Source organism: Streptomyces niger, assembly GCF_000718305.1.
Taxonomy (GTDB): domain Bacteria; phylum Actinomycetota; class Actinomycetes; order Streptomycetales; family Streptomycetaceae; genus Streptomyces; species Streptomyces niger.
Genome location: NZ_JOFQ01000005.1, coordinates 21,040 through 39,602 on the forward strand (window position 1 = coordinate 21,040; position 18,563 = coordinate 39,602).

11 protein-coding genes are annotated in these 18,563 nt (G+C 72.7%); 5 read left to right on the top strand and 6 right to left on the bottom strand.

Annotated elements, in window-relative coordinates; genetic code table 11:
- Together IF20_RS11070 and IF20_RS11075 are read left to right on the top strand one after the other, a co-directional pair.
- On the top strand, nt 1-1,329 hold the full coding sequence (locus tag IF20_RS11070; protein WP_052864942.1) for an alanine racemase: 1,329 nt from the start codon (nt 1-3) through the stop codon (nt 1,327-1,329).
- Nucleotides 1,330-1,672: 343 nt separating this feature from the next.
- Entirely contained in the window at nt 1,673-3,037 is a 1,365-nt protein-coding gene (locus IF20_RS11075) for a phosphopentomutase (RefSeq protein ID WP_052864943.1), read from the top strand.
- A gap of 234 nt (nt 3,038-3,271) precedes the next feature.
- Here IF20_RS11075 and ffh read toward each other — a convergent pair whose 3' ends face one another.
- The 5 genes from ffh to nsdA form a co-directional block, all read right to left on the bottom strand.
- Nucleotides 3,272-4,831 carry a signal recognition particle protein gene (gene ffh, locus IF20_RS11080; protein WP_052864944.1) on the bottom strand — a complete coding sequence of 520 codons (1,560 nt, stop codon included), beginning with the start codon at nt 4,829-4,831 and terminating at the stop codon, nt 3,272-3,274.
- Between the two features lie 292 nt (nt 4,832-5,123).
- The gene (locus IF20_RS11085; protein ID WP_199896555.1) at nt 5,124-7,994 is read right to left on the bottom strand and encodes a [protein-PII] uridylyltransferase; all 2,871 of its coding nucleotides are present in this window, start codon (nt 7,992-7,994) and stop codon (nt 5,124-5,126) included.
- 635 nt (nt 7,995-8,629) lie between these two features.
- Nucleotides 8,630-8,968, bottom strand: coding sequence for a P-II family nitrogen regulator (locus IF20_RS11090; protein WP_052864945.1), 339 nt, complete (start codon nt 8,966-8,968; stop codon nt 8,630-8,632).
- Complete coding sequence (locus IF20_RS11095; RefSeq protein ID WP_052864946.1) at nt 8,965-10,440, bottom strand: ammonium transporter; 1,476 nt, start codon at nt 10,438-10,440, stop codon at nt 8,965-8,967. The genes IF20_RS11090 and IF20_RS11095 overlap by 4 nt, the downstream gene beginning before the upstream one ends.
- Nucleotides 10,441-10,875: 435 nt before the next feature.
- Nucleotides 10,876-12,363 carry a transcriptional repressor NsdA gene (nsdA, locus tag IF20_RS11100; protein WP_234426619.1) on the bottom strand — a complete coding sequence of 496 codons (1,488 nt, stop codon included), beginning with the start codon at nt 12,361-12,363 and terminating at the stop codon, nt 10,876-10,878.
- 442 nt (nt 12,364-12,805) lie between these two features.
- Between nsdA and IF20_RS11105 the strand changes: the two genes are divergently transcribed.
- A complete protein-coding gene (locus tag IF20_RS11105; RefSeq protein ID WP_052864947.1) occupies nt 12,806-13,483 on the top strand; it encodes a bifunctional DNA primase/polymerase in 678 nt (225 codons plus the stop codon).
- A 686-nt stretch (nt 13,484-14,169) separates the two neighbouring features.
- Here the strand turns inward: IF20_RS11105 and ftsY are convergent.
- Complete coding sequence (gene ftsY / locus IF20_RS11110; RefSeq protein ID WP_052864948.1) at nt 14,170-15,402, bottom strand: signal recognition particle-docking protein FtsY; 1,233 nt, start codon at nt 15,400-15,402, stop codon at nt 14,170-14,172.
- A gap of 174 nt (nt 15,403-15,576) precedes the next feature.
- On the opposite strand from ftsY, the gene IF20_RS11115 reads away from it, so the two are divergent.
- Entirely contained in the window at nt 15,577-16,800 is a 1,224-nt protein-coding gene (locus tag IF20_RS11115; RefSeq protein ID WP_052864949.1) for an NAD(P)/FAD-dependent oxidoreductase, read from the top strand.
- Between the two features lie 235 nt (nt 16,801-17,035).
- Complete coding sequence (locus IF20_RS11120; protein ID WP_052864950.1) at nt 17,036-18,499, top strand: purine-cytosine permease family protein; 1,464 nt, start codon at nt 17,036-17,038, stop codon at nt 18,497-18,499.
- The last annotated feature ends 64 nt before the right edge of the window (nt 18,500-18,563 follow it).

The following is an 18,563-nucleotide window of genomic DNA, read 5'->3' on the forward strand; positions in this document are numbered from 1 at the left end:
GTGTTCCTCGACACCGTCCTGCACCGCAACCCCGAACTGGTCGCCTTCGCGACCGAGTTGCATGACTCCGGGGCCATCCCGCCGGACACGTATGTCATGGACCTCGACGCCGTCGAGTCCAATGCCGCACTGCTGGCGCGGGAAGCGGACCGGCTCGGCCTGTCGCTGTGGTTCGTGGTCAAGCAGATCGGCCGCAACCCGGAGCTGATCGAGGCCATCGCGCGGCACATCCCCCGGTTCGCGGCCATCGATCCGCCCGAGGCACGCCTCCTGCACGCGACAGGGGCGCAGGCCGGCAACCTCGGCCACCTCGTGCAGATCCCGGCGCGCGCGCTGCCGGAAATGCTCGCCTGGCGCCCGGAGACCGTCACAGTCTACGACCTGGAGAACGCCCGGGCCGTCTCGGACGCCGCCACCCGACTCGGCTTCGTCCAGGACGTACTGATCCGCCTGGAGGGTGCGCCCGGAGCCGTCTATGCGGGGCAGGAGGGCGGGGTACGGCTCGACGACGGGGTACGGCTCGATGCGGACGTACGGTCCGACGCGGACGTACGGCTCGACGCGGGCGTACAACGCGGTACGGGCGTACGACGCGGTACGGGCGTGCTGCTTGACGGTGACGGGACTGAACGGCCTGGGGGCACGGGCGGCTCGGGCAGGGCGGCGGCGTCCAGCGGCCTCGACGGGCTGGACGCGTTTCTCGACGAGGCCGAGCGGTTGCCGGGGATCCGGGTGGCCGGGGTGACGGCGTTCCCGTGCGTGCTGTGTGATCCGGAGACCGGGGAGCCTCGGCCGATGCCCAACTTCGCGCTGGCCCGCAGGGCCATCGATCGACTCGCCGCCCGCGGTCACACGGACCTCAAGCTCAGCGCGCCCAGCGCCACGTCGATGGCTACCCTGCCGCTGCTGGCCCGGCTGGGCGCCACGCACGGCGAGCCCGGCCACGCCCTGACCGGCACGACCCCGTTGCATGCGGTGGATCACGAGCAGCCGGAGCGCCCCGCGTACGTGTACGTCAGCGAGGTGGCCCATACCCTCGCCGACGGCCGGCCGGCGCTCTACGGGGGCGGCTTCTACGCCCGGGGCGGCGCCCAGGAGGCCCTGATCCCGCGTACCGGGGCGCGGTTGCGGGTCGAGGACGCACCCGCGGCGAACATCGACTACTACCGACTGCTCGCCCCCGGTGACGCGCGGGTGGGGGACACCGCCGTGCTGGCGTTCCGTACGCAGATCTTCGTCACCCGCAGCACCGTCGCGGTCGTCTCCGGACTGTCCTCGGGCAGGCCGAAGCTCAGTGGTCGCTACGACCCCCTCGGGAGGCCTTATTGATCGGAGGCCTCATAGATCGGCCAACGTCGCGGCCATCCCACACCGACTTCGGCACCGGCGCCGACACCGACAGGCGTCGGAAGGCACCGGTACCAACAGGCACCGGTACCAACAGGCACCGGTACCAACAGGCACCGGTACCGACAGGCACCGGTACCGACAGGCACCGGTACCGACGGGCGCCGGCAGGCCCAGCTGCATCGGCACCCGCGTCCGACCCGTACCGCCCCTCGGACAGGGCCGCCCCTACGCGCACGAACCGCACGCACCCACTCCCCTCCGCACCTCTGCACCTGCCACCTGCCCGTACACGCCTCATTCCTCTCGGACGCCAGGAACCGCCATGAGCAAGATCGTCATTCTCGTCGTCGACGGCTTCGGCATCGGCGCGATGCCGGACGCCGGAGCGCTGCGCCCCGGCGACGCCGAAGCCGACACCCTCGGCCACCTTCTCGACCACCACCGTGCGACGACCGGACGCCCCTTGGAGCTGCCCTCGTTCGGCGCCCTCGGCCTGGGCGCCGTCCATCCGCACCCGGACCTCGCGCCGCGCCCCTCGCTGCCGGTAGCGGCCGGTCGGGCGGCGCTGGGCTACCCGGGCGCGGACACGTACGCCGGGCATCAGACGATGATGGGCGCCGACTTCAACCGGGTGACGGTGGCGCGGCTCGCCAAGCACCTGCAGGAGGTCGTCGCGGCCCTGCGGGCGGCGGGGCACCGTACGGAACTGCTCGACGGCAAGCCGCTGGTGGTGGTCGACGGGCGGATCCTGGTGCACGACAACCTGGAGGCCGATCCCGGCATCAACTGGAACGCCTCGGCGCGGCTGGCGGACGCGCCGTTCGCACAGGTGCTGGGCGTGGCACGCGTGGTGAGGACGGTCGCGCCGGTGGCCCGGGTGATCGCGGTGGGCGGCCACGCGGACGGGCCGCTGGCCGGGTTCGTGCGGCACGGGGAGGCCGGCACGGTCGGGTTGGACACTCCGGCCAGCGGCTTCTACCGCAACGGTGGGCTGGAGGTGCAGCACCTGGGTGCGCCGCTGGACCACACCCGCCAGCTGCCGGACGCCGCGGCCCGCGCGGGTGTCCCCGTGACACTCGTCGGCAAGGCGGCCGACATCCTCGCCTGCGAGGCGGCGGTACGGCGGCCGGCGGTGGACACCGAAGAGGTGCTGCGGCACACGGTGGACACGGTCCGCGCGGCCGGCCGAGGCGGAGCGGACGGGCGGGGCGAAGGAGCCGGCCGAGGCGGAGCGGACGGGCGGGGCGAAGGAGCCGGGCGAGGCGGAGGGGCCGGGCAGGGGTCGGTGCTGGTGGTCAGTAACGTGCAGGAGACCGACCTGGCCGGTCATGAACAGGACCCGGACCGTTACGCGGCGGTGCTGCGGCGGGTGGACGAGGGGCTTGCGGCACTGCTGCCGCTGCTCAGCGCGCCCGGGGACCGGCTGATCGTCACCGGCGACCACGGCAACGATCCCACGATCGGACACGCCTTCCACACGCGGGAGTACGTACCGGTGCTCATTCACCGTCCCGATGCCGGAGCCGCCGAGCGCCTCCCGGACGCCGCGTCGCTGGCGGACGTGGGCGCCACCGCGGCCGTCGCGCTTGGGCTGAGCCCGGCCGGGCTGGCCAACGGCGCGCCGCTTCACGTGGAGCGCCCTATACGTGGCGCAGCCGCCTTCCGTTCCGCCCACGCCGCGCACTGACAGGGGCGCCCGCGACGCGACGCGCCGTCCGCGCCCCACGGCACTCACGACACCCGCGGCACGCGGACTGCTCCAGGTACGCCGACGGCTACGGGTGGTGCGTCCACAGCCACGGGTGGTACAGCGACGGCCCCGGCCGGAGGATTCCGGGCGGGGCCGTGGGGGCGGGCGGCTACTGCCTGCGGGCGTGCGCCGGTTGCCTCAGCTGCGTCAACCGGCTCTCCTGCCGCTACCTCAGCCCATGAACTTCTTGAATTCCTCGGGGAGTTCGAAGTCCTTCGGGTCGCCCTGGCCGCCCTGCGGAAGGCCGAGCGGGTTGCCGTTCTGGGCGGCCTCGCGGCGGGCCGCGGCGGCCTCCTCCTCGGCCTTGCGCTTCATGGGGTTGCCACTGCGCTGCTTGCCCTTGGCCTTCTTCTGCTGCTTCTTCTTCTTGGCGCCGCCGCCCATGCCGGGCATCCCCGGCATGCCAGGCATCCCCGGCATGCCGCCGCCCTGGGCCATCTTCGACATCATCTTGCGGGCGTCGAAGAAGCGCTCGACCAGGCTCTTCACGGCGCTGACGTCGACACCCGAACCGCGCGCGATACGGGCGCGGCGCGAGCCGTTGATGATGGTCGGGTCCTGGCGCTCGCCCGGGGTCATCGACTTGATGATCGCGGCGGTGCGGTCGACGTCCCGCTCGTCGAGGTTGTTGATCTGGTCCTTCATCTGCGCCATGCCGGGCAGCATGCCGAGCAGCTTGGAGATGGAGCCCATCTTGCGGACCTGCTCCATCTGGGCCAGGAAGTCGTCGAGCGTGAACTCCTTCGGGCCCTTCTGCAGCTTGGCCGCCATCTTCTCGGCCTCGGCCTGGCTGAAGGTCTGCTCGGCCTTCTCGATGAGCGACAGCATGTCGCCCATGCCGAGGATGCGGGACGCCATGCGGTCCGGGTGGAACGCGTCGAAGTCGTCCAGCTTCTCGCCGTTGGAGGCGAACATGATCTGCTTGCCGGTGACGTGCGCGATGGAGAGCGCGGCACCACCGCGGGCGTCGCCGTCGAGCTTGGAGAGCACGACGCCGTCGAAGCCGACGCCGTCCCGGAAGGCCTCGGCGGTGTTGACCGCGTCCTGGCCGATCATGGCGTCGACGACGAAGAGGACCTCGTCGGGCTTGACCGCGTCGCGGATGTCCGCGGCCTGCTGCATCAGCTCCTGGTCGATGCCCAGGCGGCCGGCGGTGTCGACGAGCACGACGTCGTGCTGCTTGGCGCGGGCGAACTCGATCGAGTCCTGGGCGACCTTGACCGGGTCGCCGACGCCGTTGCCCGGCTCCGGGGCGAAGATCGCCACACCGGCGCGCTCGGCGACGACGCTGAGCTGGTTCACGGCGTTCGGACGCTGGAGGTCACAGGCGACGAGCAGCGGGGCGTGGCCCTGCGCCTTGAGCCAGCGGCCCAGCTTGCCGGCCAGCGTGGTCTTACCGGCACCCTGCAGACCGGCGAGCATGATGACCGTCGGCGGCTGCTTGGCGAAGCGCAGGCGACGGGTCTCGCCACCGAGGATGCCGATGAGCTCCTCGTTGACGATCTTGATGACCTGCTGGGCGGGGTTCAGCGCCTGGGAGACCTCGGCGCCCAGCGCACGCTCCTTCACCTGCTTGATGAAGGCGCGGACGACGGGGAGCGCGACATCCGCTTCGAGCAGGGCGATACGGATCTCGCGCGCGGTGGCGTCGATGTCCGCCTCGGAGAGGCGCCCCTTGCCCCGGAGATTTTTGAAAGTACTCGCCAGGCGGTCGGAAAGCGTATCGAACACGGCGGTCGTCGATCCTCGGGGTCGGGGGTGGAGTCAATCGGCTTCTAGAGTATCCGCCCCACGGTACAGAACGTCCCGGCCTACCCGAAGAGGCGGATGGGGGCGGTATCTGCAGGTGCTCGGGGTGCGCCACGGCACGGGTGCGGCAGCCGCAACGCCGCTGGCGCCTGTGCCTGTCCCCGTCCTGCCCGGCTCCAGAGCAGGACCCGTCCTGCCCGGCTCCAGAGCAGGAGGAGTGCAGCGGTCACTCACGGGAGGAGTGCCGCGATCACTGGCGGGAGGGACGCCGCGGTCACTTCAGGGCGCGCTCCACCGCCTGGGCCAGCTCCGTCGCGGTGGCGGACGGCAGGGGGGAGCCGTCGGCGTCGGTGACGTAGAAGGCGTCCACCGCGTTGGCGCCCAGGGTGCTGACGTGGGCGCTGCGTACGGTGACACCCGCGTCCTCCAGAGCCCGGCCGATCCGGTACAGCAGCCCCTGGGCGTCCTGGGCGCGTACCTCGATCACGGTGGCGGAGCGGGATCCGCCGGGCGCCACCGTCACCCGAGGCGGCGGCGCCTGCAGCCCTCGCGAGCGCCGCGCGTAGGCCCGTTCGCGCTCGGCGAGGCGGGCGGGGATGTCCAGGGTGCCGTCCAGGGCGCGTACGAGGTCGGCGCGGAGCCGGGTCACCTGCGGGAGCGCGCCGTACTCGGCCGCCACCCGCCAGCTGAGGAGCAGTACGGGGCGGTCGGCGGCGTGCGGGGCGCCGTCCCCCGCGCCAACCTCCACACCGTCCCCCACGCCGACCTCCACACCGTCCCCCGCACCGTGCAAGCCCTCGGGCAGGGGCATGACGCGCAGGTCGGCGGCGCGGACGGTGAGACGGTGCACGGCGAGTACGCCCGCGGTGGCGGGGAGGACGCCCGGGCGGTCCGGTACGGCGAGCAGCAGCTCGACGCCGACCGGTTCCGGGTCCCCGGTGGACTCCTGGTCCGCCGGGACCGCCCCGAGGACCGAAGATTCCGGAGTTGCCGGGGAGGCCGGGGCGGTGCCGGGCGGCTCGGTCCGGGTGTGCAGGGCCAGTACGGGGCCGCTCGTGCGCCAGGCCTCGACGGCGAGGCGCTCCTGTTCCGCGGTGGGCTCCCACGGGGTGGTCGTGGTCGCCTCCGGCTCCCCCGCGAGCAGGCCGCCGACCCGCCGGACGAGGTCGGCGACCAGCCCCTCGCGCCAGCGGCTCCACGCGGCGGGCCCGGTGGCCAGGGCATCCGCTTCGGTGAGCGCGTGCAGCAGTTCCAGTGTCCCGGCGGTACGGACGACCCGGGCGACCGAGGCGATCGTGGCCGGGTCGTCCAGGTCCCGGCGGGTGGCGGTCTCGATGAGGAGGAGGTGGTGGCGGACCAGGGTGGCGATGACGTCCGTGTCCTTCGCGTCGAAGCCGAGCCGGGCGGCCACGTCGCGGGCGATGGTCTCGCCGGACACCGAGTGGTCGCCGGGCCAACCCTTGCCGATGTCGTGCAGGAGGGCTGCCATGAGGAGCAGGTCGGGCCGGTGGACGCGGCGGGTCAGCGCGGAGGCCCGTACGGCCGTCTCGACGAGGTGCCGGTCGACGGTCCAGCGGTGCACGGCGTTGCGCTGCGGGCGGCAGCGCACCCGCTCCCAGTCCGGCAGCAGCCGGGTGATGATCCCCTCGGCCTCCAGCGCCTCCCAGACAGGCACGGTGCGCGCGCCCGCGCCCAGCAGGGTCAGCAGCTCCTCGCGGGCCTCGGCGGGCCAGGGCACGGGCAGCGGGCGGGCCGCCGCGGCCAGCCGGCGCACGGCGTGCGGGGAGAGCGGCAGGCCGGCCTGGGCGGCGGCGGCCGCGGCGCGCAGCGGCAGCACGGCGTCGCGTTCGGGGCGCGCGGTGCGGGCCAGTACGGCCTCGCCCTCGTGCTCGACGACGCCCTCGGCCAGCGGCGAGCGCTCGCCGCGGCCCGCCGCCGGCCCGCCCCGGTTCGCGGACCGCCCGCCCCGGCCGCTGATCAGGCCGCGCAGCGACGGCCGTACGGAGCGGGCGCGGAGCACCCGGCCGACCTCGCGCCAGGTGACGTCGCCCGCATACGAGATCGTGCGGGCTGATTCGTATACCTGGCGCAGCAGGGCGTCGGCGTCTAGGAGGCCGAGGGCCGCCGCGACCTGGTCCTGCTCCTGGAGCGCGAGCCGGTCGGTGGCCCGGCCGGTGACGAGGTGCAGGGCGTCGCGTACGTCCAGCAGGCGGCCGCGGGCCTCTTCCAGGCCGGCCCGGGGGGCGTCGGCGAGCCAGGACGCGGCGACCGCGCGCAGGGCGGTGACGTCGCGGAGGCCACCTCTGGCCTCCTTGAGGTCGGGTTCGAGGAGGTACTGCAGTTCGCCCTGGCGATCGGCCCGGTCCAGGCAGAGGGCGTGGAGTTCGGGGAGGCGTTTGGGTGCCGTCTCGCGCCAGTCGGCGAAGCTCGCGGTGCGCAGGGCGGCGGTGAGGTCGGCGCTGCCGGCGAGGTGGCGGGCGTCCAGCAGGCCGAGCTGGGCCTTGAGGTCGTCGCGGGCGGTGCGGCGGGCCTCGGCCGGGGTGCGGACGGAGTGGTCCAGGTCCAGGCCGAGGTCCCACAGGGGGTACCAGAGGCGGTCGGCGAGAGCCGCGACGTCCCTGGCCGAGGCCTTGCCGTCGTGGAGGAGGAGCAGGTCGAGGTCGCTGCGGGGGGAGAGTTCGCCGCGGCCGTAGCCGCCTACGGCGACGAGGGCGGCACCGCCGATGCCGCTCCGCGCGGCGGCGCTCTCGAAGAGGCCCGCCAGCCACTGGTCGGTCAGCCGGGCCAGAGCGGCGCGGCGCTCCGCGCCGGCCATCGCGCCGTCCTGGAGCAGCCGCTGCCGGGCGGCGGCATGGTCCTCCTCGTCGGCGCGCTTGCCGGAGTCGGCCCCACCGGCACGGTTATCAGTCGCGTCACCGCCGGAGTCGGCCCCACCGGCACCGGACTCGACCCCGCCGACGCCGGAGTCGGCCGCACCGGCACCGGACTCGACCCCGCCGACGTCGGAATCGGTCGCGTCGACGCCGCCGGAATCGGCTCCACCGACGCCTGGCCCGGCTCTACCGGCACCGGGATCGGCCCCGTGGGCACCGGGATCGGCCGCGACGGAACCGGACTCGGCCGCGTCAGCGCCGGGATCGGTCATGTCGTGACCAGGCTTCGTCACCTCGACGCCGGAATCGGCTCCGCCGGCCCGGAACGCCCGTCCGGCAGCCGTCGCCGGTCCACCGGCCGGTCCCGGCCGGCCCGGCGTCGCCGCTTCGTCCACGCTGTCCGTCACCTCAGGCGCTCCTCGGTCGTCTCGGTCGTTCCCCCCCCGGGTGGTCGTCCGCCCCTCGCCCGGACAAGCTGCCCGCTCACCGCCGGGACGGCCGCGCGCCGTACGCGCCTCACCCGTACGGGCCGGGCGCTGCCCGCCGGTCGCCCGTACGCCGTGTCCGCCGCCCGGGCCATCGACACCCGCCCGCCACTCCCACACGCCCCACCCCCGCGGACCACGCTTCACCCCACGGACCACGTCCCCCCACGGACCACGCCCCCCACGGGGGCACACCCCTACAGGAGCTCACCCATGGAAGCTCACCCTCATGGGGACTCCCCTTTCGGAAGCTCACCCCCATGAGGACTCCCCTCCCGGAAGCTCACCCCACGGGGACTCCCCCCGGAAGCTCACCCCACGGCAGCTTCTCCCAGGGGAGCTCACCCCCACGGCACCCTCAGGCCACGCCCGCCGCCTGCCGCCCATCGCGCGCCGCGCGCCGCCCGCGAGAGGGCACCTGCTCAGAGCGCGTCCGGGCCCCGTTCTCCCGTGCGGACGCGGACCGCCTCGTCCACCGGGACGCTCCAGACCTTGCCGTCGCCGATCTTGCCGGTGCGGGCGGCCTTGACGACGACCTCGATGAGCTGTTCGGCGTCCGCGTCCTCCACCAGCACCTCGATGCGGATCTTGGGCACCAGGTCCACGGTGTACTCGGCGCCGCGGTACACCTCCGTGTGACCGCGCTGCCGGCCGTATCCGCTGGCCTCGGTGACGGTCAGGCCGTGCACGCCGAACGACTGCAGGGCCTCCTTCACCTCGTCCAGCCGGTGCGGCTTGATGACTGCCGTGATGAGCTTCACGCTTCCACCTTCTTCGCCTTGCCCGGAGTACGGTCCTGGGCCTGAGCCGATGATCCTGCCTGTGAGGCCTGAGCCGTGCTCCCGGCCGCGCCGGGCTCCGGGTCGTCACCGGATGCCGATCCCGATGCCGACGCCGCTGCCGAGCCGGTGGCCGATGCCGCCGTGCGGGTCAGGGCCGAGCCGCCGCCGGTGCCGCCGTAGTCGTACGCCGTCTCCGCGTGGGCGGCCTGGTCCACACCCGCCAGCTCCTCGTCCTCACTGACCCGGAAGCCCATCACCAGGTCGATGACCTTGGCAAGGAGGAACGAGAGCACGAGGGAGTACAGCAGTACGCAGACCACCCCGACGGACTGCTTGCCCAGCTGGGCCAGGCCGCCGCCGTAGAAGAGTCCCTTGGCGTCGCTCTGGACGCCGCCGGTGGCGAAGAAGCCGATGAGCAGGGAGCCGACGACGCCACCGACCAGGTGGACGCCTACGACGTCGAGGGAGTCGTCGTAGCCGAAGCGGTACTTCAGGCCGACGGCCATGGCGCACAGGACGCCCGCGATGATGCCGATGGCGATCGCGCCGAGCGGGCTGACGGAGCCGCAGGCGGGGGTGATCGCGACCAGGCCCGCGACCGCGCCGGAAGCGGCGCCCAGGGTGGTGAAGGAGCCGTGCCGGATCTTCTCGTACGCGAGCCAGCCGAGCATGGCCGCGGCCGTGGCGACCTGCGTGTTCAGGAAGGCCACCGCGCCCACGCCGTCGCTGTTGCCGAGCCAGGAGCCGGCGTTGAAGCCGAACCAGCCGAACCACAGCAGGCCGGCGCCGAGCATGACCAGCGGCAGGCTGTGCGGCCGCATGGGGTCCTTCTTGAAGCCGATGCGCTTGCCCACGACGAAGATCACGCCGAGCGCTGCGGCACCCGCGTTGATGTGGACGGCCGTACCGCCCGCGAAGTCGATCACGCCGAGCTCGAAGAGCCAGCCCCCGGCGCCCCACACCCAGTGGGCGACCGGGAAGTACACGACGGTCACCCACAGGACGACGAACAGCGCCCAGGCGGAGAACTTGACGCGGTCGGCGAGCGCGCCGCTGATCAGCGCGGGGGTGAGGACGGCGAACATCAGCTGGAAGGCGGCGAAGACGTAGACCGGGATGGTGTAGCCGTCCCACAGCTCGGTGAGTCCGATGCCGCTGAGTCCTACGTAGTCGCCGCTGAAGCCTATGACGGAGCCGTGGTCGGTGCCGAAGGCGAGGCTGAAGCCGTACAGCACCCACAGGACGGTCACCAGACCGAGGCTGATGAAACTCATCATCAGCATGTTCAGGACGCTCTTCACGCGGACCATGCCGCCGTAGAAGAACGCGAGCGCGGGGGTCATCACCATCACCAGGGCGGTGGCGATCAGCATGAAACCGGTGTCGGCCGGGCTCAGCTCGACTTTGTCTGCCGAGAGGCTCACTGCGTTCGTCAGGATGCCTGGGGGCATCGGCGTCTCCTCGTCGTCGATGCGGCCCGCGCGGGGTGGTGCGGAGGGGCCGGCTTTCGCCACGAGAGTGACGCAGCGCCGTTTCCGGTGAGGCGCCCCGGTGTTTCGCCGCCGTGACGAAGGCGACGGCGGTGTTACGCCCGGATGAACGCCTGTGCGGGCCAACAAAACCGCTGTATAGGCCAACGGAGCCCCTGCCCAGGCGGCAGAACCGCTGTGCGAGCGACCGACGGAGCCGCCGTGCGAGCGGCGACGGAACCGCTGTGCAAGCGGCCCACGGAACTGCCGTGCAAGCGGCCGACGGAACCGCGGACCGGCCGCGACCGATGCCCTCAGACCTGGCGATGGGGGAGCCGAGTCGGACTGTACGGGGCGTGGTCGCGGCCGGGGTCTTGACGGGTGCCGCGGACGGGCGCGGGTGCTGCGGCCGGGCCGCTAGACGGCCTCCGCTGCCGTCTCCGGCAGGTGGTGCTGCAGCTCCTCGGTCAGCTGGATGACCTCGGCGATCTCGGAGAAGTCCCGGGCGGCGGTGTCCACGGTCTTACGCAGCCGGGTGTTGACCCGCTCCGAGCGCACCTGCTTCGCGAACGGTATGGCCTGCCGGGCCAGGTCCGCGCACTGCTCGGGCTCACGTTGCAGCAGATGGACCGTGGCCATGCCGATGAGGTTCAGGGCGTACGAGCGCTGGTGCTCCTGGTCCTTGCCGAACAGCTCGACGGCGCGCTCCATCACCGGCTGGGCCAGCGAGGCGTACGTGGGGCTGCGGCCGGCGACGTAGGCGAGGTCGCGGTACGAGTGGGCGTTCTCCGCGTTCAGCTCGGCCTCGGAGAAGAAGCGGATCCAGTCCGGCTCGGGCTGCGCGCCGGGCTCGACGTCGGCGAAGGTGTCCTCGGCCATCCGCACGGCCCGCTTGACCTTGCTGGGCTGCCCGATGCCGGCGTACGCGCGGGCCTCCATCGCATACAGCATCGCCTGGGTGCGCGGGGTGGCCGTTTCCCGACTGCCGTACTGCGCGAGATGGATCAGCTCCAGGGCGTCCTCGGAGCGTCCGAGGTGGATCATCTGGCGGCTCATGCTGGAGAGGATGTACGAGCCCAGGGGCTTGTCGCCGGCTTCCTTGGACGCGTGCAGTGCGAGGACGAAGTACTTCTGCGCCGTGGGCTGCAGACCGATGTCGTAGCTCATCCAGCCCGCCAGCTCGGCCAGTTCGGCGGCGACCTTGAACAGCCGCTTGGAGACCGCTTCGGGGTGCGACTCCTGGAGCAGGTCGGTGACTTCGTGGAGCTGCCCGACGACGGCCTTGCGGCGCAGTCCGCCGCCGCACTGGGCGTCCCACTGCCGGAACATCATGGTCGTGGACTCCAGCAGCTCCAGCTCGGGCTGCGAGAGCCGGCCACCGCGGCGGCGTCCGCCGTCGGATCCCGTCTCACCGGCGCCGCCGGTCGGCGTGGGGACCAGCCAGCGCTGCATCGGTTCGATGAGGGCGGGCCCCGCGGCCAGCGCCAACGAGGTCCCGAGAAAGCCACGCCGCGCCAGCATCAGGTCGCTGCGCGAGAACTCGCTGATGAGCGAGACCGTCTGGGGCCCTGCCCAGGGAAGGTCCACACCGGAGACGGAAGGGGACTGGTGTGCGCTGCGCAAGCCCAGGTCCTCGACGCCGACGACGCACCCGAAGCGCTCGGAGAACAGCTCCGAGAGGATGCGCGGGATCGGTTCGCGGGGCTGCTCGCCGTCCAGCCAGCGGCGGACCCGCGAGGTGTCCGTACTGATGTGGTGCGCGCCCAGCTGCCGGGCGCGGCGGTTGACCTGGCGGGCGAGTTCGCCCTTGGACCAGCCGCTGCGCACGAACCACGAGCCCAATTGCTCGTTCGGGCGCTTGTCAGCGCACGCGCCGCCGTTGCCGCCCAACTCGAACGCCCCCATCCGGATCTGTTGCCCTGTCACGAACCTCCGACAGGATGCCGCTCCTTCGCGACGCCTGTCCTGGAGTGACCCCAGCCGACCACGGATTCCGGCCGCCGGAAAGCCGCCGGATGGTCACTCTCTTGCCGTTGGCATACCCGCGTGGCGGATACCCCTCCCGGTTCGTGCACCGAAAGTAATCCTACGATCACGCCTCCCGCGAGGCCGAGCCGGGAAACGCCACCATTCGCCACCCCTTTGAATGAACTCCTCCCCGGCTCCGCGCGATTGACTTGACACAGGTCGCGAAGGATTGGGCGCAGAGAAGCACTTGAGGGCGCGTCTGCCGCACCGCACAACCCGAAGCGCCACGTCACACCATCGGCGACAACGACTTTCGACGGAGCGTCACGGCAAGACTCCGGCACGTAACCACTGGCATGCAGGACCCGTTGGAGGGGGTATGGGCTTCACGATCGGCGGCATCCGGGAGTTCCGCGACATCCGCCATGGCGCCAAGAGGCGTGTCCGCTCGGCCGAGGGCACCGCGGTGGCGGAGTACACCGGGCTCTGGGGCTGGGACGTCGTGCCCGGCGCCCGCGCGGCCCGAGGCGGCGACGGCCGGGTCACCTGCTCGTGCGGCGCGGCGGGCTGCCCGGCCCCCGGCGCCCACCCCCTCGCCTTCGCGGACGCCCTGCCCGCCGGCACCACGCTGGAGAAGGCCGCGGCCGTCTGGGCGGAGACGCCGGGCGCCGCTGTGCTGCTGCCGGTCGGCCGCACCTTCGACGTACTGGACGTACCGGTGGCGGCGGGCCGCACGGCCCTGGTCCGGCTCGAACGGATGGGCCTACCGCTGGGCCCGGTGGCCGCCACCCCGACCGGCCGGGCACTGTTCTTCGTGGCGCCGGGCGCCGCGGCCGGACTGCCGAACCTGCTGTACCGGATGGGCTGGGACGACGCCTCGCTGGACCTCCGCTGCCTGGGCCCCGGCGATCACGTCGTCGCGCCGCCCTGCGACCTGGCGGGCCTGGGGCCGATGCGCTGGCTGCGGCCGCCCACGCTGGACAGCGCGGGCCACCCCCCGGAGGCGAAGCTGCTGCTGGGCACCCTGGCGTACGTCTGTCATCGCCTGTGCGCCTGAGCCGGCGCGCCCTGTGCGCCTAAGTCGGCGCGGCCCTTTGCGCCTAAGTCGGCGCGGCCCTGTGCGCCTAAGCCGGCGCCGCTTTCGCGGAGGTGGTTGGGCGCCGTGGGGGTTGCTCAATTGATGGTTGCGGTGCGCGGGTCGGGAAGACGAGGCGTCGGCCGTGTTGAATTGTTGGATCCCTTCGCCAAGACGAGGCGCCGGTCATGCTGGATCCCTTCGCCAAGACGAGGCGCCGGTCACGCTGGGGCCCTTCGCCAAGACGAGGCGCCGGTCACGCTGCGGCCCCTTCGCCAAGACGAGGCGCCGCCGCATTGGGGCCCCTCGCCTGCGCTCGGCCCCGGAGCCAGCCGCCCGCGCTCTGTCCATGGAGACGGCCGCAATCGCTCGACCCCGGAGCCAGCCGCCCACGCTCGGCCCCGAAGTCGCCCGCACGCACTCCGATTCCGCACGCACTCCGATTGCGCCCTCGCTCCGGTTCCGCCCTCGCTCCGATTCAGCCGTCTCGCGCGCCCGCGTCCTCGTGCACCCGCCCGAAAACCATCGCCCGCGCCCGGTCGCCGGGCGCGTCGTCCCCGCGCCGCGCCGCCGGGCGCACGCGCCGAGCCCCGCCGCACTTCGTGTGCGGCGGGGCTCGGTGTATTCGTATCGGTGCGGGTGCCCGGGTTAACCCGTTCACGCTCCGGTCAGTCGCCGATCAGTGCGTCGACGAAGGCCTCGGGCTCGAACGGCGCCAGGTCGTCGGCGCCCTCGCCCAGGCCCACCAGCTTCACCGGGACGCCCAGTTCGCGCTGGACCGCGACGATGATGCCGCCCTTGGCCGTGCCGTCCAGCTTGGTGAGGACCACGCCGGTGATGTCCACGACCTCGGCGAAGACCCGGGCCTGGACCAGGCCGTTCTGGCCGGTGGTGGCGTCCAGGACGAGCAGCACCTCGCCGACCGGGCCGTGCTTCTCCACGACCCGCTTGACCTTGCCCAGCTCGTCCATGAGGCCGGTCTTGGTGTGCAGCCGGCCGGCGGTGTCGATGAGGACGACGTCCGCGCCCTCGGAGATACCTTCCTTCACCGAGTCGAAGGCGACCGAGGCCGGGTCGCCCTCCTCGGGGCCGCGCACGGTGCGGGCGCCGACCCGGTCGCCCCAGGTCTGCAGCTGGTCGACCGCGGCGGCGCGGAAGGTGTCGGCCGCGCCCAGCACGACGGACTTGCCGTCGGCGACCAGCACGCGGGCGAGCTTGCCGGTGGTGGTGGTCTTGCCGGTGCCGTTGACGCCGACGACCATGACGACGCCGGGGATCTCCTGACCGTTCACGCCCAGGCCGTTCGCCGTGTTCACGGTGCGGTCGGCCTCGGTGCCGATGAGGTTCAGCAGCTCCTCGCGGAGCAGTGCGCGCAGCTCGTCGGGGGTGCGGGTGCCGAGCACCCGTACGCGCTCGCGCAGCCGCTCGACCAGCTCCTGCGTGGGCTGCACACCGACGTCGGCGGTGAGCAGGGTGTCCTCGATCTCCTCCCAGGTGTCCTCGTCCAGGTGTTCCCGGGAGAGCAGCGTGAGCAGGCCCTTGCCCAGGGAGTTCTGCGAGCGGGAGAGCCGGGCGCGCAGCCGGACGAGCCGGCCGGCGGTCGGCTCCGGGACCTCGACCTCGGGCGCCGCGGGCGCCGCCGGCTCGGCGACGGGCGGTTCCTCGACGAGGGTGGCGCCGGAGTCCGGCAGCCCGACCTCTTCTATGGTGCGACGTTCCTCGTCGCGGGGGGTCTCGGCGTCCTCACCGACCTGCGGCTCCGCAGGGGGCGCGGTGACGGACGGGGTGGTCGGCGGGGGCGGCGGCAGCTGCTGCTTCTTCCTGCGGCTGCTGACGACGAGCCCGCTGATCGCGCCGAGCGCGACCACAGCGATGACTACAGCAAGGATGACGATTTCCATAACTCCCTCAGTATCGGGCACGCAGCGCCGGCGGGGTCGCACGCCACAGATCGCGGAGACGCACCACCCCGCACATGAATCCGGATGCTGTCTGTCCAGGCTTCAATCTGGATGTGTACTATCCGGAATCACCCCCGCGGAACGTGCCGCGGGACACTCGGAAGGAGATTCCGGATGCCGGATGTCCTGATTGTGGGCGGCGGTTTCGCCGGGACCTGGGCCGCCGCCGGCGCCGCCCGCCTGCTGCGCGCCCACGACGCCTCCGCCACGGTCACCCTGCTCGCCCCGGGTCCCGACCTGGTGATCCGCCCCCGCCTCTACCAGGCGGCCCCGGCGGCGCACCGGGTCCCGCTGGACCGCGTCCTCGGCCCCATCGGCGTACGACGCGTCGCGGCGACCGCGACCGGCATCGACACCGCCCGCCGGACCGTCACCGCCGACGGCGCCGAGGGCCGTACGGAGTACCGCTACGAGCGGCTGGTGCTGGCCACGGGTAGCGCGCTGGTCCGCCCGGACCTCCCCGGCGCCGAGCGGCTGCACGACGTCGACACGATGGCCGCGGCCGTCGCCCTGGAGGACCACCTGCAGGCGCTGCCGGAGGCTTCCGCGGGGCCGGGGCGGTTCACGGCGGTGGTGGTCGGCGCCGGGTTCACCGGGGTGGAGATCGCGGCCGAGCTGGTGGGCCGGTTGCGGGCGGTCGCCGCGCCGCACGGCCTGGCGGACGAGGTCGAGGTCGTCCTGGTCGAGCGGGACGAGGTCGTCGGGCGCGGGCTCGGCGAGCCGGCGCGGCCGGTGATCGAGCGGGCGCTGGACGAGCTGGGCGTCGCACGGCGGCTGGGCGTCACGGTGGCGGGCGTGGACGAGCGGGCCGTGCGCCTCTCCGACGGCACGGCGATTCCCGCCCGTACGGCCGTCTGGACGGCCGGGGTGCGGGCCGACGGCCTCACCGCGCAGATACCCGCCGCGCGCGACGCTCTGGGACGGCTGGCGGTCGACGAGTGGCTGCGGGTGCGCGGGGTGCCGGAGGTGTACGCGGCCGGCGACACGGCCGCCGCGCCGGCCGAGGACGGCCACACCGTGACGCAGTCTTGTCAGCACGCGACGCCGCAGGGGAAGTTCGCCGGGCACAACGCGGCGGCCGACCTGCTGGGGCTCGCGCGGGAGCCGTTCACCACCGACCCGTACGTCACCTGCCTCGACCTCGGCGGGGCGGGCGCGGTGCTGACCAAGGGCTTCGACCGGGCGCTGAACGACGTCCCGGCCACGGAGGCCAAGGCCCGGAAGCGCGCGATCAACGAGAGCTGGATCTATCCGCCGGTGGATGACGCGGCGGAGATCCTGCGCGCCGCCGACCACCGGGTGAGCCAGCGCGGACCGGTGCCGGCACCACCTCGCTGACCAGGGCGCCCGCCCGCCGCTCGGTCCCTCCGACGAGAAGTGTGACGCGCCCGACTCGTCGGAGGGTCCAATAGGGCTTACGGCGGGAAGTTGGTGCAAAGTACGATGGTGGATGGCCGCGCAACGCGCGTAGAGTCCTCGTCGGCCACCGCGCCCCGCAGCCAGGCACCACCGCCGCTGCCGACTGCCCCCTGTGGGGGTGCCCTTGCCCCAGCGCACGAGAGACACCTGCACCATGGACACCACGGCCTCCCCCGAGACCGAAGGCACCGTCGAGACCCGAGGCATCGAGCCGGTCCCCGACGACGAACGCCGCGGCCGGGTCCGCGAGCTCTTCCCCACCTGGGTCGCCGCCAACATCAGCGTGCTGCTCCTGACCATGGGCGCGTCCCTGGTCGTCTTCAACGGGCTGAACTTCTGGCAGGTGCTCGTCGTCGCGCTGATCGCCGCGGCGGTCTCCTTCGGACTCACCGGCCTGCTGTCGGTCACCGGCAAGTGGGGCGGCGCGCCCGGCCTGATGCTCTCGCGCGCCACCTTCGGCGTACGGGGGAACTACTTCCCCGGCATGATCCTGTGGGTCGCCCGCTTCGGCTGGGAGACGATCAACGCGGTCACCGGCGCGTTCGCGCTGCTCACGGTCCTGAAGCTGCTCTTCGGTATCGAGAGCAACGACTTCCTGACCGTCCTCACCCTGTTCGCCTTCGTGGCGACCACGTTCCTGGTCTCCGGCCTCGGCCGGAAGGCGCTGAACGTCTGCAACAAGTGGTCGACGTACCTCTTCGGCATCTTCAGCGTGATGGTGCTGGTGTACCTGATCGCCAAGATGGACTGGCAGCAGGTCTTCTCCCAGAAGGCCGGCGACACGGCGATGATGATCGCGGGCATCGGCACCATAGCGGCCGGCGGCATCAGCTGGATCCCCTCGGGCCCGGACTTCACCCGGTATCTCCCGCACGCCGCGTCCGGCAAGAAGATCGTCGCCACCACCGTCTCGGGTGCGGGGCTGGTCATGGTGCCGATGGTCCTCATGGGCGCCGTGATGTCCTCCCGCACGCCCGACCTGGCCAAGGCCAGCGACCCGGTCGCGTTCCTCGGCGACGTGCTGCCCACCTGGCTGGCCGTGCCGTACCTGATCACCGCGCTGGTCGGCATGCTGCTGATCAACAGCCTGTCGATGTACTCCGCCGGCTTCACCGCGCAGACCATGGGCGTGAAGCTGCCGCGCCCGCTGGCGGTCAGCATCAACGCCCTCATCAGCCTGGTCGGCGGTGCGTTCATGATGCTGGTGGCGACCAGCTTCATCAGCCAGTTCATCGCCTTCCTGACGCTCCTCGCGGTCTCCTTCTCGGCCTGGGTCGGGGTGTACGCGATCGACATGGCGCGGCGCTCCCGGCGCACCATCCGGTACCACGCCGACGCGCTGATGGACACCACCCGCACCGGCCGCTACTGGTACGCGGGCGGCTTCTGCTGGCAGGCGCTGACCGCCTGGGGCGTGGCGCTGGCCCTCGGCCTGTGCCTGACCAAGGTCCAGTGGTTCGCGGGGCCGCTGGCCGGCACCTGGTTCGGCACCCACGGCCTGGGCTGGGCCGTCACGATCGTGGTCGCCGCCGTGGTCTTCGCGGTGCTGCCCGCGCCGCGCGAGAACGCCCCCGCGAAGGGCGACGCGGCGCCGGAGCCGATACCGGCCGGGCGGTAGCGAAGCCGGGCGGCCGTGCCGCCGACCCCCTCCACAACTGACACCGCATCAGATAACGTCCCCT